The organism is Paraglaciecola arctica, assembly GCF_018861065.1.
Lineage (GTDB): Bacteria > Pseudomonadota > Gammaproteobacteria > Enterobacterales > Alteromonadaceae > Paraglaciecola > Paraglaciecola arctica_B.
The window spans coordinates 47,564-62,597 of sequence record NZ_JAHKQO010000034.1 but is presented as its reverse complement, the minus strand read 5'-3'; the positions used below and the strand labels follow the sequence as shown (position 1 = coordinate 62,597).

The following is a 15,034-nucleotide window of genomic DNA, read 5'->3' as shown; positions in this document are numbered from 1 at the left end:
GAATGAAAAATGAGTGAGTCATATAAAAAATTAATTAAAACATTACAAAGCATGTTTGAGATGGACAAGGCCGATTTGGATTTTGGCATCTATCGCATCATGAATCAGAAACGAGACGAGATAAATCGTTTTTTAGAAAATGACTTGCTACCTCAAGTAAAAAACGCTTTTTCAAACGTAGGAAATGATAGTAAAGCCGATCTTCAAAGACAACTTACAGCTGAAATTGAGCAGGCGCGTAAATATGGTGCGCCCGACCCTGAAAATTCTCCAGCAGTGCTTGAAATCAAAAAGAAACTTGAAAATACAGTAGATGGAACGGCCCTTGAAAATGAGGTATTTTCAAGACTTCAGACATTTTTCAGTCGCTATTACGACAAAGGCGACTTTATTAGCCAACGCCGCTACAAAGCTGATACTTATGCCATCCCGTATCAGGGTGAAGAAGTAAAACTTTATTGGGCAAACCATGATCAGTACTACATCAAATCATCCGAGCATTTAAAAGATTATGCTTTTATTGCTAAAGATCCGAATAATCAGGAAATACCATTCCGTATACATTTAATAGAAGCCGATACAGAAAAGGACAATGTAAAAGCTAAATCAGGTGAAGAACGCCGCTTTGTTATCGATAGTGACAATCCACTATCAATTAAAGATGGCGAGCTGTTAATCAACTTTCAGTTTATTCCTGCTGGTAAAAAGAAGCAGGATAAACTGAATGACGAAGCCGTAAAAACTATTTTTGCCGTGAATGACTCACAGTTTAGTGAATGGTTAACACTTTTAGAAACGCCTGCACCAACAGAGAAAAATAAAAACCGAACGCTACTAGAGAAACACCTGAACGATTACACTGCACGCAATACCTTTGATTACTTCATTCATAAAGATTTGGGTGGCTTCCTTAACCGTGAACTCGACTTTTTTATTAAGAATGAGGTCATCCACCTTGATGATTTGGATGACACAGCTTTTGAGTTAACTCAATTACATTTGAATAAAGCAAAGATCATTAAAAGTATTGCATTAAAAATGATTCAGATGTTATCTCAAATTGAAGATTTTCAGAAAAAACTTTGGTTGAAAAAGAAATTCATTACCGAAAGTAATTATTTGGTCTCGATAAATTTGGTCCCAGACGCACTTTTATCCGATATTATATCTTCTGAATCTCAAATCTCGGAATGGAAAAAATTAGGTTTAATTGTTAGTGATGATATAACTTTGGAGTTATTGTCTAGCAAGCAAAATCTGATAGTAGATACAGCATTTTTCTCAATTGAATTCAAACATAAACTTTTATCTTCCTTCGATGATTTTGATGATGTTTGCGATGGTGTTTTGATAAAATCAGAAAATTTTCAGGCTCTAAATTTTATAGAAAATAAATTTAAAGATAAAATAAAAAGTATATATATAGATCCTCCTTACAACACAAGTCTGTCAGAAATAATATATAAAAACTCATACAAGCACTCCTCTTGGCTATCTCTTATTTCTGATAGATTGAAAGTTGCGAAAAAACTAGCAAGTAAAAGCTCTAATATTTGCATGACAATTGACGATTACGAGTTACCTTTTCTAACATCGATTGGTCACAATATTTTTGGGGAAGAGAATCATCACTCTACAGCTGTAATTAGAAGTAAACCTCAAGGGAGACCATCTTCTTCAGGATTTTCAGTAAATCACGAGTATGCTATTTTCTACGGCTTAGGTGATTCCTCTACTGTAGGACGGTTGCCTAGAGTTGGCTCAAAAGCGAATCGTTACCCAGAGAAGGACGCAAAAGGTATTTTCGCTTGGTCCAATTTTAGAAAGTCTGGAGGCGATTCATACAGATCTGACAGACCTAAGTCATATTACCCAGTTTATTTAGACGGTAAAAATCTCAGAATCCCACAAATGGAATGGGATGAAGCAGAAAGAAATTGGATTATTTTAGAGAAGCCATTACCCGCTGAAGAAGTGTTTTATCCAATAGATGAGTTGGGTAAGGAAAGGGTTTGGACTATTAGTAGAGATAGAGCAATTGAAGAATCAGATGATCTTGAGGTTAGAATAACTGATAAAGATACCCAAATTCAGAGAAAGTATAGACCAAATCAGTCTGGTTCATTGCCGGGTACTTGGTGGGATGATGCTAAATATTCTGCTAGTGAAAGCGGAACCAAAGTTTTACAAAATTATTTAGGTAGTACGGATAGTTTTTCCTATCCAAAGAGCATTCATGCGACTTCTGATTGTTTAAGAGTTCTTGACTTGAAAAAAGAAGATATTTGTTTAGATTTCTTTGCTGGTTCGGGCACAACAGGTCAAGCTGTAATGGAGTTGAATAGACTTGATGACGGTCATCGGAAATTTATTTTGGTAGAGATGGGGGAGCATTTTGACAGTGCTTTAAAAGCTAGATTAATTAAAGCTGCATACAGTACAAGTTGGAAGAATGGACAATGTCTAGATGCTGGTGAAAGTGCTCTTCCTAAGTTTCTAATTAACTATATCACTTTAGAATCATATGAGGATTCCTTACAAAACCTCAGGAGCAAAAATAATGAAACAGAACTTCAGTTGATCCATGAAAATGATAATCTCAAGGAAGATTATTATTTAAATTATTGGTTGGATTTAGATTATCGACAAAGTGACTCACTTTTAAATATTAATTCATTTGAACAACCATTTGGATTCAAAATGCTCATTAGTGCAGGAAGTGTGGGAGCATCGCAGCAAACTGAAGTGGACTTAATTAGTACATTTAATTATTTACTGGGTTTACATTTGAAAAGTTTTGATGATTTTAATGACGTCATAACTATTACTGGATTAAATCCCAAAAACGAATTGACTTTAATAGTGTGGCGTAATCAGACAAAAATTAGTAACGATAAAATTACCAGTTTTCTAGAGAAGCAGGGAATTAATCCAAAAGATACTGAGTTTGAGCACATCTATATTAACGGTGACCACACACTTGATGATCCACACTCCAAAGTAAAACTGATTGAAGCTGAATTTAAGCGTCTTATGTTTGATGTTCAGGATGTATAAGGGGCATTAACATGGCACGTTTCGAAAATAAGTTAGTACTTGGCAGTTGGATGCTGGCGCAATTTGGTCAGGAAAGCATCGAGATGATGGGTAAAAGCCTGTCATCTGACAACCTAATCGGTTTTGAGGAAGACAACACTACCAAATATTTAAATGAGTTAATTACATGGATACCAGAAGAAGCCCGCAAAGTTCCGAATGATTTGCTTCGTCAGTATGACGACCATATTGTTAGTTATTGGAAACGTATTACAAGCAGGCGCAATCATTCTGGAAATACGCTGTATCCATTATACTTCCAGTACCTCTCTCTACTATTCACTGAGCACTACCTAAACCGATATTTCACTGATAAAGCTGAGCTATGTGTTGAATTGAACCATTACTTAGTTGAATTTAATAGGCCTTTGCCAGAAAAACATCGGGTTGAGCCTTTCAAAGAAAGCGAGTTGAATAAGCTTGCTATTTGGATTGCGACCGGTGGTGGTAAAACACTCATAATGCACTGCAATATTCTACAGTTTCATCATTATTTAAATAAGTCAGGTAAACGCAATGAATTCAATCGCTCTATTTTACTGACACCCAATGAAGGCTTGTCGTTGCAGCACAAAGATGAGATGGATTTGTCTGACATTGATTCAGATTTATTTGTTAAAGGTGGCGGTAACCTTTTAACCCAGTCTTCCACCCAGATCATTGATATCCACAAACTGCAATTACAGGAAAATGTTGGCAAGAAAGGCGATGGAAAAACTGTTGCAGTAGAGTCTTTCGAGTCAAATAATTTAGTTCTTGTGGATGAAGGTCACCGGGGCACAGGAGGTGAGGACTGGATGAATAAGCGAAATATGCTCTGTGAGCAGGGCTTTTCGTTTGAATATTCGGCAACCTTTGGTCAAGCGATTAGAGCTGCCAACGGAGCCGACACTTCCCCTACAGGTAGTAGACCATCGTCGAATAAATATCGCCTTATCCAGCAATATGCAAAATGCATTTTGTTTGATTATTCATACCGATTCTTTCATGGAGATGGTTATGGTAAAGACCACTTTATTCTCAACCTGAGTGACGTTTGGACTGAAGAGCAGAAACAACTTTATTTAACAGGCTGCATTCTGAATTTTTACCAGCAAAAGAAACTATACGCAGATAAACAAACATCTATTGCAGAGTATTTGTTAGCTGATCCATTATGGATCTTTGTTGGTGGTAAAGTAACAGCTAAAAACGAGGCTAATGCTGAAACTGTATCGGATATACAAGCCATCATTCAATTCGTCGCTCGCTTTTTGCAAAATAGAGAAAACGAATCAACTCACTTTATAGAGTTGTTTCTTAAGCAGCAAGATGACTTACGAGATGGCTCTGGGCGCTCTATCTTCTCAGGGGCATTTTCATACTTACATACGTTATGGCATGGCGAAGATGCTAACTTGGTATTTAGTGATGTACTAAAACAAGTATTCAATGCCGATGCCAAAGGGATGCTGCACATTGTACATTTAAAAAGCGGTGTCGGTGAAATTGGTCTGAGAGTTGGTGAGAATAATTGGTTTGGTGTAGTTAATGTAGGTGATGCATCTAAACTCGTTACCTTATGCGAAGAAGCTAACCTTACAAATACTATTGTTACAGAACAAAATTTTGCTACGTCACTGTTTCAGGGAATTAATAAAAAAGGCTCTCCAGTCAATCTATTGCTTGGGGCAAAGAAGTTCACTGAAGGCTGGAGTTCATGGCGTGTAAGCACTATGGGTTTAATGAACGTGGGCCGTGCAGAAGGCTCAGAAATCATCCAGTTGTTTGGCCGTGGTGTGCGACTAAAAGGCTATGAATTTAGCTTGAAGCGCAGTAGTGCTATTCACGGTATTAAGCACCCACCACACATTCCTCTTTTAGAAACACTTAATGTGTTTGGTATTCGTTCTGACTACATGAAAGAATTTGAAGATTACCTTGAAGAGGAAGGTGTGGGCGAAACTACCACCGAAGTAATTACGTTGCCTGTTATAAAACGCTTATCGCGAAATGACTTAAAATTAATCCGCCTAAAGAACGACATCCCACCATTTAAAAAAGCACAAAAACCATGGTTGGAAAAACAACCAGAAGAGATGTTTGGTCGTGTAACATTAAACTGGTATCCACGTATTCAAGCTAAACGCTCAACAGGCCAAGCTGCAATTGCATTAGATGTTCAGCTACACGAAGGCATTTTACAAGCGCAACACTTAGCATTTTTGAATTTTGACGAAATGTACTTTGAACTAGCTCAGTACAAGAATGAAAAAGCTTGGTACAACCTTCAGTTAGACAGACATCAAATCAAAACCCTATTCCAAGATCCCAGTTGGTATAGACTTTTAATACCTGAAGATTTGTTAAAAATAACCAATTTTGAGCGAATGAAGATGTGGCAAGAAATTGCAACATCCTTACTGAAAAAATACGCAGAACGTTACTATAACTTCCGTAAGCAGCAATACGAATCGCCAAATCTTGAATACTATGAAGTCACCGAGGCTGATCAAAACTTCTTCGATGAGTATAAGGCTACCATCGACAGGAGTGAGCAAGTCTGGATAGACAAGATTCAAGAGCTTAAGCAAAAGCTCACTAATGGCTCATTTACCGACAATTGGTCATTTGGTAACTTAACTGCTTTTGACTTCAGCAGGCACCAATATGAGCCATTGATTCACTTCAAGAATAACGAAGTGGTCAAGATCTCACCTGTTCCGTTAAATGATGGAGAGCGAGATTTTATTACGGACTTGAAGCACTACTTTGAAAAGAACCAATCGTTCTTTGATGACAAAGAACTTTATGTTTTGAGAAATCAAAGCAAAGGAAAAGGAGTTGGTTTTTTCGAAGCAGGTAATTTTTATCCTGACTTTATAGTTTGGTTAATCATTGGAGGCAAACAATACGTTGCATTCATTGATCCCAAAGGCTTATCACGTATTCATGGATTTGATGATCCTAAAATACGCTTCCATAAAACTGTCAAAGATATAGAAGCTAGATTGGGTGATGCTGATGTTCGGTTAGAGTCTTTTATTGTGTCTAATACTTACCAACGCGAGATCAACTGGTGGGCATCTGGCAGCTCCTCAGACCTAAACTTTGAAAATCATCATGTATTGTTTCAAAAGGAAGACAAAGCCAGATATATAGAGAAAATACTTTCTCGTTTAATTAAACCGATTATATCGGAAGATGAGACGTCTGAATTACTCAAGAGTGCCGAACTATCTGGTTCAATTTACCTCAGCACCGGAACTTTCAGTGAAGGATTTGCCGTTGTTGAGGCATACACTCAGTTTGCTAAATCAATTGGGTTTAGTGTTGTAAATAATGGTGAATTCGTAAAAGGATCATGGTGGCGCAAGGGTATTGAGCTTTTGACTAGAGCCAAAAACTCTAGCGAAGCACAAGAGCTTTTTGAAAAAGGTAAAAAAGCGATAGAACTGGCGACGATTGAGAAGCTACAGTCCGAAGTGAACAAGAACAATGCTGAAGCTGCTGCGGCGTTTTTAAATTCGACAAAAGATATTTCTGATGTAGCCGCGCAGTTCGGCAGCCTACTTTTAGTAAAAACAACTAAAGATGGAGTTGCGAAAGTATCCACTACAGTATTAACGACTGAACAGTTGCTTTTGGTAGAGAATACACCGGCACTTATGTCTAAGCCGGCAGATTTGTTGGGTATCATAACAAATTAGAAACAAGTATGTTTACGATGTGAGGAATGTATGAACGAAATTGACTTACAGTTATTGGAAAAAGAGGAAGCCGAACGGCTTATTTCTAATGGGCAAGCTGTCAGACTTAACTCACGAAACAAATCACCCACGTTAATTGGCGATTCTTGCTTAGTTAAAGTGAACGTGAGTATTGGTGTTTCTGACAATAAAAAAATTGATATTGAATTAGAAAAAGTATCAACCTTAACTAGCTTAAAACGAGAGTCTCCGGACATAATCATGGATTTGACAATTACTGATGATTATTCCGTTGTGGATTGTTTACTAGAGAGTTTCAACGGTCCAATTGGAACTTTACCGCATTATAGAGTTCCATCAAAATTTACTCCAAAGGAGTATGATAGGGCATTGCTTAAACATAGTGAGCTACTAGCTTCAAAAGGGGTTTCTTTCTTTACTATTCATCCCACTGCTAATTTAGATTTAGCAAGAATCGCTTCAAGTACAAGGAAAACCCCTATTACTAGCAGAGGCGGCGGAATATTATTGAAGCACACATTACTACATAATTGTAGTAACCCATTTGAGCGTATACTTCCTGAATTTGTGGAAATGTGTAAGTCTTACGGCGTAGCAATTAGCGTTGGTAGTTCATTTAGGCCCTCTTCTAATAATGATGCTCTGGATGATGTCCATTTAAAAGAAATAGCTCTTCAGACGCAATATATACAAAAAATTAAGAGTCTTGGCGGCACTGTCTTCTTTGAGTGTCTAGGTCATGCAGACCTTAACCAATTGGACACTTATTCTCAAATTATTAAAGATGTTGGAGTCCCTATGATGGCACTTGGGCCTATTACAACCGATATGGCAGCTGGTTTTGATCATATAACCAATGCTATCGGGGCTTCTTACTTGGCCCACAAAGGTGGTTGTCACGTAATCAACTCTGTTACAAGAGAAGAACATACTGGTAAAGTTCCAAATATCGATTCTATTGTTGAGGGGTTGAAAACAGCTAAAATTGTTGCTCACTCAGTCAATATTGCTAAATTTCCCATCTATAAATCCATTTTCGAGAAAAACATCTACGATCAGCGAGCTGAAAAGCAAAGTTGTGTTGTCGATTCAGGACTGTTCGATGAAGTTCAGCGCGAAAGAGTAGGTAAAGGATGCTCTCGTTGCGGTGCTCAATGCCCTTTAATTTTGACACAGAAAATAAAAAATCATGTCTGAAGAAATTAATCTTGAGTTCTTAAGCCCGCGAATAGATGAATTGAGAGTAATCTATGAAGATATTATAGTTGCGTTATCCGTCAAGTATGGAAAGGATTTTGCAGTAATAGCATTTGGATCAGCTGTTACCGGCGACTTTTCATTAAATCCAAAATCACGCTTCCTAACATTAAGCGATATTGAGGTTGTTGTAGTCTCAGATATACATATCGGTCAATCTAAATTAGAGCAGATTAGTACTGAAATAGGTAAGAAATTCTTCCCATTCAGTCCTCTATTTCATGTCGACATACGCGAAACAACTCCAAATGATTTACTTGCTAGAAAGAATCTAGTCCCTTTCGAAAGTGCAAAACTTCTTTATGGAAAATTCGATATTCGACTGCTTACTTCTTCCGCTAAACACTGTAAATTTCCCGCGGGGGAGATTCTTGATAAAGGTTTAATTCAATACGCTATTTTTAACTCGAATTACAATAATTTAGATGTCTCCACTTATTTGGCAATCAAGCTTGCGCTAATTTTAATGAAAGGATTAAAAATAAAATTAGATGAGCCTAATATTAATAATCAATTATTAGAAGCAAAAAGGAATTTGAACGCCAATACTTCAAATAGCATGGAACTAGACACTTCAGTTAAAATTATTAAACAGGCTATCAAAAAGACAAATCAAACATTGTTCTTCACTAAAGAGCAAAGACTGCGTTTAATAAATTGTGGGAAATCAAATATTATATCTGTTGAAACTATGGATAAATTCTTAAAGTATTACTATCAAGAAAGCAATCCGCAAATCAACTATTTTCAAAACCTATTCAACTACGGATTTGCAAGGAAAAAATGAATGGAGACTAACAACGTAACGCAAATTATAGTATCGTTTTTAGAGTCAATAATTTGGATAACACTCACACTTGGAACTGTAATTCTTGTTTTGAAATCAGTAGGGTTGCTGCCAAAAAAAATTAAAGACAAACTTGAGAAAAATGAAGCTAACGACATCAAGGAGTTATTCTTCAAGCTCAATATCACCCCTGCCTTTTACATTTCCAATATGAGATCTTTGACATTAGCCTATCTATCTAAGAAAGAGTCTAGTCTCGAAGATAAGGAAATAATTAAGACTATAAAAAAGCTAGTTAAGGAAAGAACATTCAAATCGAATATGGCTTGGGTTACGGATACCAACAGTTACCACCTTAAACAATATACTGATTTACAGGGACTGACATTTAATCCAGAAATAAATAAGCAGCTAGCAAATTTTATTGAAAAACTAATCAGTAAACGATTGATTAGTTGTATTTCTTCAGATAGTCCTGTTGAGTTTGATTGTATTGTAGTACACGAAAATGCAGCCCCATTTTTAGGGTATGAGGTTTCATCTAGAATGAACCTTCCATTAATTTATGTTAAGTCAATAACTCACGATAAACATTCGGACATTATATTACATGGTCAAGAAGTTTCAGAAGATAGAAAAAGCTTTACCTTTAGCGATAAAAAACTATCTAAAGCGATTTTCATTGCAGATTTTTTAATGCTCGGACCTCACCTTGATGAGGCTAGAAGCTATTTGTCTAATTTTGGAGTTGAGTTAACTGAGGTCTTTTTATTGGTCCATAAAGATATAGAAGGCTCAAGAGAAAAAATATCTGGCAAAGGATTCAATTTGAATTTTTGGGTGTCCGAAAGTGTCTAACCCGCTTGAATATGATTGGCAGAGTTTCTATCAGTTAAATTCTGATTATCAAACCCATCAAAAAGAATACGAAAGCTTATTATCAACGTTAGATAAGTTTTACAATCATAGTATTGATATAGGCTGTGGGAAAGGGAGACACTTAAGTTTGCTTTCGAAGTATTCAAAAATAATAGACGGCTATGATTTGGTTGATTACGATACATCTGTGAACCACTTTTATAAAGGCGATATTAGGCACTCGTTTCCAGAACTTTCGACTTACGATTTGGTTTTTAGCAATGGACTTTTCCACCATTTTGAAAAGAAAACTGCTAATGATCTAATTGTAAGGATGATCGATTCTGTCCAAGATGGAACAACCATTATTTTTAACTTACACAGTAAAAAAGATAGTAAATTTAGGCAAGGACTGAAAATATCAAAGGATAGCTACTTATGTGAATCCGGAAATGAATCAGGGCAGATTCACTGTTTTTGGGGAAAAAATGAAATTATTCAATCTTTCAAAAATTTGAAAATACAATATTTATTTGAAAGCGGAAAAGAGGGATATAAGTGCTGGTATGTCGCCGGTGTTAAAGTATAAACTAACGTTAAATAAGTTTTGGAGGTCCAACAACTACTTTGCAGTTTCAGTATAATACTCTTTACCAAACTCATCTTCTAATATATTTAGTGCCTTCTTTTTTTCAGTTTTGCTTAAAGTACTGACCAAGTTTTGCAAACGCACTTCAATACTTTGACCATAAAGAGGAAGTCCCATTGAATGAAGAATTGCATTTTGAACTTCTTCAGAAGGAACACGTAATTCTTCGGCAGTAAAAACAGTGTATCCCCCTGTCACATCACTTCGTGCAGTTCTATGATTCAACAGTCTCTTTAACGCGTATGGCCCAACTTTCTGCAATTCAGCAATACTTGTGAACGTTCTTCGAAGATCATGCATATTAAAATCTAGCCCCGCTAATTCACAAATTTTATCTATACACTTTCTCGGCTCTCGAACATACCCATGCTCATTATCAGCTTGAAAAACATAATTGTTGTCTGTTGCCTTGCGCCTCCTTTGTAAAATAAGCATCAAGTGATCACTAATCGGCAATTCCAAAGGGTCACCATTTTTTGTTTTACTTATGTAAAAAAAATTATCCTCTAAATTGACTCGACTCCACTCTAATTGAAGCAAATTCGTCTTCCGCAATCCTGTAAACAGTCCAAACTCAACAAAATCGCAAACAGCAAGCATAAATTCATCGGTTGCATTATCAGCTCGAAGTTTTGAGAGGGCTTTGTAAAGCTTCAATATTTCTGACTTGGTCAGTCTTGATTGTTTTCTTGAAACATTGTTCCAACGTCTTTGATGTTTAAGTATATCAACAGGATTTTCTTTAATCAGATAACTACTGTCAGACGCTTTAAATTCGTGCATGGCATAATTATAAACAGCTCGGACGACTCTCATACAATAATCGGCTTGCGCCTCAGATCGTTCAGAAACTGAGATATGTCGCGTTTTTATATCTTCTTCGGATATTTGCGAAAGTGACTTGTCATGCCAGTCAGGTATATATGTATTAATGCACTGGTCATAGCCTCGGGTAGTTACATCTTCAAGGGTTTTTGAGTTTTTATAGCTGACGTATGCTTCCATTAATGTTGTTTTACTTATGGCTTCAACTGTTCGCTGAACATTCGGATTGATACCCTGCGCGATCTGTCCTAACGCTTCTAAAGCCTTCTCTTTAGCTTTTTCAACCGATAAATCAGGAAACGTTCCTAAGGTAACTTTTACAGGAGAGCTTTGCCCTTTGACTCTCTTGTAAACCCTAAACGTCTTAGTGCCAGTAGGTGAGACTTCTAAAATAAAACCCTTAAGATCTTCATGCCGATATGTTTTACGCTTTTTCTCAGGCTTCAACGCCTTGATCTTTGTTTTTGTGAATGAAAATTTATTACCACTGTTATCAGGCATTGACACATATCCGTGCTACAATTGTGCTACACAATATATCAAACACCATCAACTTTTGGAAATAACAAAATATACCAAGCAACCAAAATACAGCTTTAATGCCTTTATAAATGAGGGTTAATACAATTCAATCAATTGACATAAATTTTCACCAACTACAGGAGCGATCAACTCATAATCGTCAGGTCCCCTGTTCGAGTCAGGGAAGGGCCACCATTTTCCTCATACAAATCATCGAGTTACATCCACACCCACCGACTTATAGATTTTTGGGCTGGATACTATGTTTTGCTACATATGTCGATTTAGATGGCTATGCGAGAGATAGACGCTGAAGAGTGAATCTCTAACAACAATTATGTAAAAATAGCTCCTTTATCCATAAATCTTTATTTTTCCTAAATATGTCAACTTATTTTACAATTCCGTTTGTACCATTTTTAATAAATAATAAAATCATGCACTTAGCACATGGCACATAATCTGCTTGGGTGAACGTAGAAGGTAAAATTGCCTTTTTTGAATTGTGAACACACTTTGCAATGTAAATATTATGAAAGGAAAGGGAAAGGGAAACGAATATGAATAAGGTGATATCAACTTTAGCCGCACTTTTAATAATGAGCGGATCAGCAAATGCAACAATAATCGACTTTGAATCAGTAACATCTGATAATTTTAATGGAATGATTGTAGCTGATGGTTTTGATTGGAACTTTTCCGCATCGGGTTGGTGGATTGGGCCAGCCGATTTAGCTTTCCATCCTGATGGAACATCAAATGGAACAAGCAATTTGGTTGCTGCTGGAGATAGCAATACTGGAACCGCTAGCGTTACAATGACTCAAGTAGGAGGCGGAGTGTTCAGTATTTTTGGTCTAGACGCAGCCACTGCTAACATAAATGAAATTAACGGGTTAACAATAAATGGCATGCTCGATGGGGGCGGCACTATCTTTACAACAGTTGATATTGATCAGTCTTTTGACTTCTACTCAATTATTGGCTTCACTAACCTTGTGTCCGTAACTTTTTCTTCATTAAATTCTGCAAGCTACAATGTTGGTGGATTCAGTATAGATAATATTGTCTTAGATCAAATAAATGATATACCAGCGCCTTTTACCTTGAGTTTACTTGCATTCGGTTTAACTGCACTTGGCGCTTCAAGAAGACTAAAAAACTTGTGATTTACTAGAATTAAAGTCTGAAAGCTTCGAGACTGGGGGAATCTAAAGTAGACATCTATTTAAAAAAATAGCACGAACACTACCTAGACACCAAAACAATAAAGTCCCAAATTGTTGCCCCAGCTTCAAAGTAGAAGTGCACCACCTTTACTAACCTATTAGTTGCGGAGGTGCACCATCTGTATCCATTATTCTAATCTATCTAAATTTGAACGCTGTCGTTTATTTGAGTGGTATCAATACCAGAAGAAGCCGATACGCGAGGTAGCTCGATTACTCAACCGATCACATGCGACCATTAGCCGAGAGATAAGGCGTAATAGATATTATTATTATGTTCCAACTTATTATCCTCATCCTGCTCAGTTTTATTATGGGCAACGAATGAAAGAACGGGCTAAGCGTATCAAGCTCAAGTCCATTGAGACTCAGCAGTATGTTACTGACAAGCTCGAATTAGGTTGGACGCCTGAGATTATCGCTGGCCGGATAAAGCTCAATGAGACGCGCTACCCAACTTGTCTCATGAAGCGATTTACCAATACATATACAAAGAAAATCCATCCCTTATCGTCTATTTGCCAAGACAACATAAGAAACGCAAACGGTTTGGGGTAGACGTACCAGTATTTTAGAACAACCAAGTGACATTAACTACAGGTCAAGTTATGGACATTGGGAAAGTGACTCAATTGAATCAAGCGATAAAAAGTGCGCTTTAAATGTTTTGCTTGAACGAGTATCTAGATTAACTCACATCACAAAGCTAACATCTAAAAAGGCCATAATTACATCCAATGCAATCTGCAAACAGTTATCCATTTACCCTACTAATTTTTGTTTATCTATTACTTACGACAATGGCACTGGGAATACAGGATTTAAAAAAGTAGAAGCAAAATTGAATAATAAATCTTATTTCTGTGAGCCTTACCACAGTTGGGAAAAAGGCGCTTTAGAGCAAGTAAATAGCCTAATCAGAAGGTATTATCCTAAAAGAACAAACTTCCACAATGTGACTCAATACCAACTTGAAAAAGTAGAAAAATCACTCAATGATCGACCAAGAAAATGCGTAGGCTTCAAAACTCCAAATGAAGTCTATAATGAACTAAGTGGTACACTTCCAATTAGAATCTGAGTCTTTCACTGATTCCATCGATTCGTTGGGTGTCTAGGTAATTCTTCACGGCTTTTTATTATCTCTTTACCCAAAAAAATCAATAATACTAAAAATGGGAAAAAGCCCAATAGCAAAGGCAGAAATGACGCATTGAACCAATCAGGAAAAACCCCCGGCTGCCCGAAGAAAAGAGAACCACTGGCGATGAAAAATGAAAAACACATACGCCAAAGATGTCGGATTGTACGTTGGGCGCTAGAGAGCGTTTTACCGATGAGCACTCTCACCTCGCCAATAAGAGCCAGAGAGCCCGCAACGACAAATAGTACAAACGCTTGCGGTGGTGAATCATCAATAGTGCCAGTAGGACTAATGCTTGCTAAGTACATGAAATATAAACCGATCACAGTAATAGTTAGTGCAACGACTAAACCTATTTTTTCGCCAATGCCAGCGTAAAAATCACGACGTTGAGCTGCCGAGACACCGCTGGTTAAGAGGTATAATGCCAAAACACCAGCTACGAAATTTGTCCTTTGCCCCGACTCTAAAAATGGCGCAACAATTGCCCCAATCAAGTAACAAATAAACATAGCCAAATAGAACACTTTACCCGCCTTGCGATGAAGTGTCTTACCTTTGGGCACGATACTCGCAGTTGTACCCGAAAGCACACCTATAATGCCTCCACCAATGTGGGCATACAACAGTAATACTGCCCCCCAATGGAGTAAAACATTATTGTGTTTGGCTACTTTAAGCGTCTCTGCAAAAGCATGGTCAATTTGACCTATATAAAGGCTCAGGATTACTGCAAGAGTAAAGATAACTTTTTTATGATATGACATTTGTACACTTAGTTATTTCAGTTGCTAGTGATATGCACACAAGCAAGTTTGAAAAAGTAAGTGTTGCATCAAAAAAAACAGAAATATACACACAGACTTACTAAAACTGTAACACCTTGTATATTGCTAACTAACAACCTTGAGAGTATCTATAGTGTGAATAAGAAGAACACCTATCTATTCAACATGC

11 protein-coding genes are annotated in these 15,034 nt (G+C 37.0%); 9 read left to right on the top strand and 2 right to left on the bottom strand.

The genetic code is table 11. The features are described from left to right. Window positions 1–9 precede the first annotated feature (9 nt). From KO534_RS13070 to KO534_RS13045, 6 genes are read left to right on the top strand one after another with little or no spacing between them, the layout of a single operon-like run. The gene (locus KO534_RS13070; RefSeq protein WP_215930111.1) at window positions 10–3,057 is read left to right on the top strand and encodes a DNA methyltransferase; all 3,048 of its coding nucleotides are present in this window, start codon (window positions 10–12) and stop codon (window positions 3,055–3,057) included. Between the two features lie 11 nt (window positions 3,058–3,068). Continuing rightward, window positions 3,069–6,785 carry a DEAD/DEAH box helicase family protein gene (locus KO534_RS13065; RefSeq protein ID WP_215930110.1) on the top strand — a complete coding sequence of 1,239 codons (3,717 nt, stop codon included), beginning with the start codon at window positions 3,069–3,071 and terminating at the stop codon, window positions 6,783–6,785. A 30-nt stretch (window positions 6,786–6,815) separates the two neighbouring features. After that, window positions 6,816–8,003: a phosphomethylpyrimidine synthase ThiC gene (locus KO534_RS13060; RefSeq protein ID WP_215930109.1), complete on the top strand. Its 1,188-nt coding sequence runs from the start codon at window positions 6,816–6,818 to the stop codon at window positions 8,001–8,003. Beyond that, a complete protein-coding gene (locus KO534_RS13055; RefSeq protein ID WP_215930108.1) occupies window positions 7,996–8,850 on the top strand; it encodes a hypothetical protein in 855 nt (284 codons plus the stop codon). The genes KO534_RS13060 and KO534_RS13055 overlap by 8 nt, the downstream gene beginning before the upstream one ends. Beyond that, window positions 8,851–9,708, top strand: a complete 858-nt coding sequence (locus KO534_RS13050; protein WP_215930107.1) for a hypothetical protein — start codon at window positions 8,851–8,853, stop codon at window positions 9,706–9,708. Then, window positions 9,701–10,297, top strand: a complete 597-nt coding sequence (locus tag KO534_RS13045; protein ID WP_215930106.1) for a methyltransferase domain-containing protein — start codon at window positions 9,701–9,703, stop codon at window positions 10,295–10,297. The genes KO534_RS13050 and KO534_RS13045 overlap by 8 nt, the downstream gene beginning before the upstream one ends. Window positions 10,298–10,330: 33 nt before the next feature. Here the strand turns inward: KO534_RS13045 and KO534_RS13040 are convergent, their stop codons facing one another. Next, a complete protein-coding gene (locus tag KO534_RS13040) occupies window positions 10,331–11,683 on the bottom strand; it encodes a tyrosine-type recombinase/integrase (protein ID WP_215930105.1) in 1,353 nt (450 codons plus the stop codon). Between the two features lie 581 nt (window positions 11,684–12,264). On the opposite strand from KO534_RS13040, the gene KO534_RS13035 reads away from it, so the two are divergent. From KO534_RS13035 to KO534_RS23730, 3 genes are all read left to right on the top strand, one after another. After that, entirely contained in the window at window positions 12,265–12,873 is a 609-nt protein-coding gene (locus KO534_RS13035; RefSeq protein WP_215930104.1) for a hypothetical protein, read from the top strand. Window positions 12,874–13,035: 162 nt separating this feature from the next. Next, window positions 13,036–13,491 (top strand): helix-turn-helix domain-containing protein, encoded by a 456-nt coding sequence (locus tag KO534_RS23735; protein WP_215930103.1) that lies wholly within the window; start codon window positions 13,036–13,038, stop codon window positions 13,489–13,491. A gap of 10 nt (window positions 13,492–13,501) precedes the next feature. After that, window positions 13,502–14,014, top strand: coding sequence for an IS30 family transposase (locus tag KO534_RS23730; protein WP_215930149.1), 513 nt, complete (start codon window positions 13,502–13,504; stop codon window positions 14,012–14,014). 5 nt (window positions 14,015–14,019) lie between these two features. Here KO534_RS23730 and KO534_RS13020 read toward each other — a convergent pair whose 3' ends face one another. Then, window positions 14,020–14,844, bottom strand: a complete 825-nt coding sequence (locus KO534_RS13020; RefSeq protein WP_215930102.1) for a hypothetical protein — start codon at window positions 14,842–14,844, stop codon at window positions 14,020–14,022. Window positions 14,845–15,034 lie beyond the last annotated feature (190 nt).

What these genes read in the sequence shown, in the direction of transcription:
- KO534_RS13020 (WP_215930102.1), bottom strand. Translation starts at nt 14,844, where the DNA reads ATGTCATATCATAAAAAAGTTATCTTTACTCTTGCAGTAATCCTGAGC.
- KO534_RS13040 (WP_215930105.1), bottom strand. Translation starts at nt 11,683, where the DNA reads ATGCCTGATAACAGTGGTAATAAATTTTCATTCACAAAAACAAAGATC.
- KO534_RS13050 (WP_215930107.1), top strand. Translation starts at nt 8,851, where the DNA reads ATGGAGACTAACAACGTAACGCAAATTATAGTATCGTTTTTAGAGTCA.
- KO534_RS13060 (WP_215930109.1), top strand. Translation starts at nt 6,816, where the DNA reads ATGAACGAAATTGACTTACAGTTATTGGAAAAAGAGGAAGCCGAACGG.
- KO534_RS13065 (WP_215930110.1), top strand. Translation starts at nt 3,069, where the DNA reads ATGGCACGTTTCGAAAATAAGTTAGTACTTGGCAGTTGGATGCTGGCG.
- KO534_RS13055 (WP_215930108.1), top strand. Translation starts at nt 7,996, where the DNA reads ATGTCTGAAGAAATTAATCTTGAGTTCTTAAGCCCGCGAATAGATGAA.
- KO534_RS13070 (WP_215930111.1), top strand. Translation starts at nt 10, where the DNA reads ATGAGTGAGTCATATAAAAAATTAATTAAAACATTACAAAGCATGTTT.
- KO534_RS13035 (WP_215930104.1), top strand. Translation starts at nt 12,265, where the DNA reads ATGAATAAGGTGATATCAACTTTAGCCGCACTTTTAATAATGAGCGGA.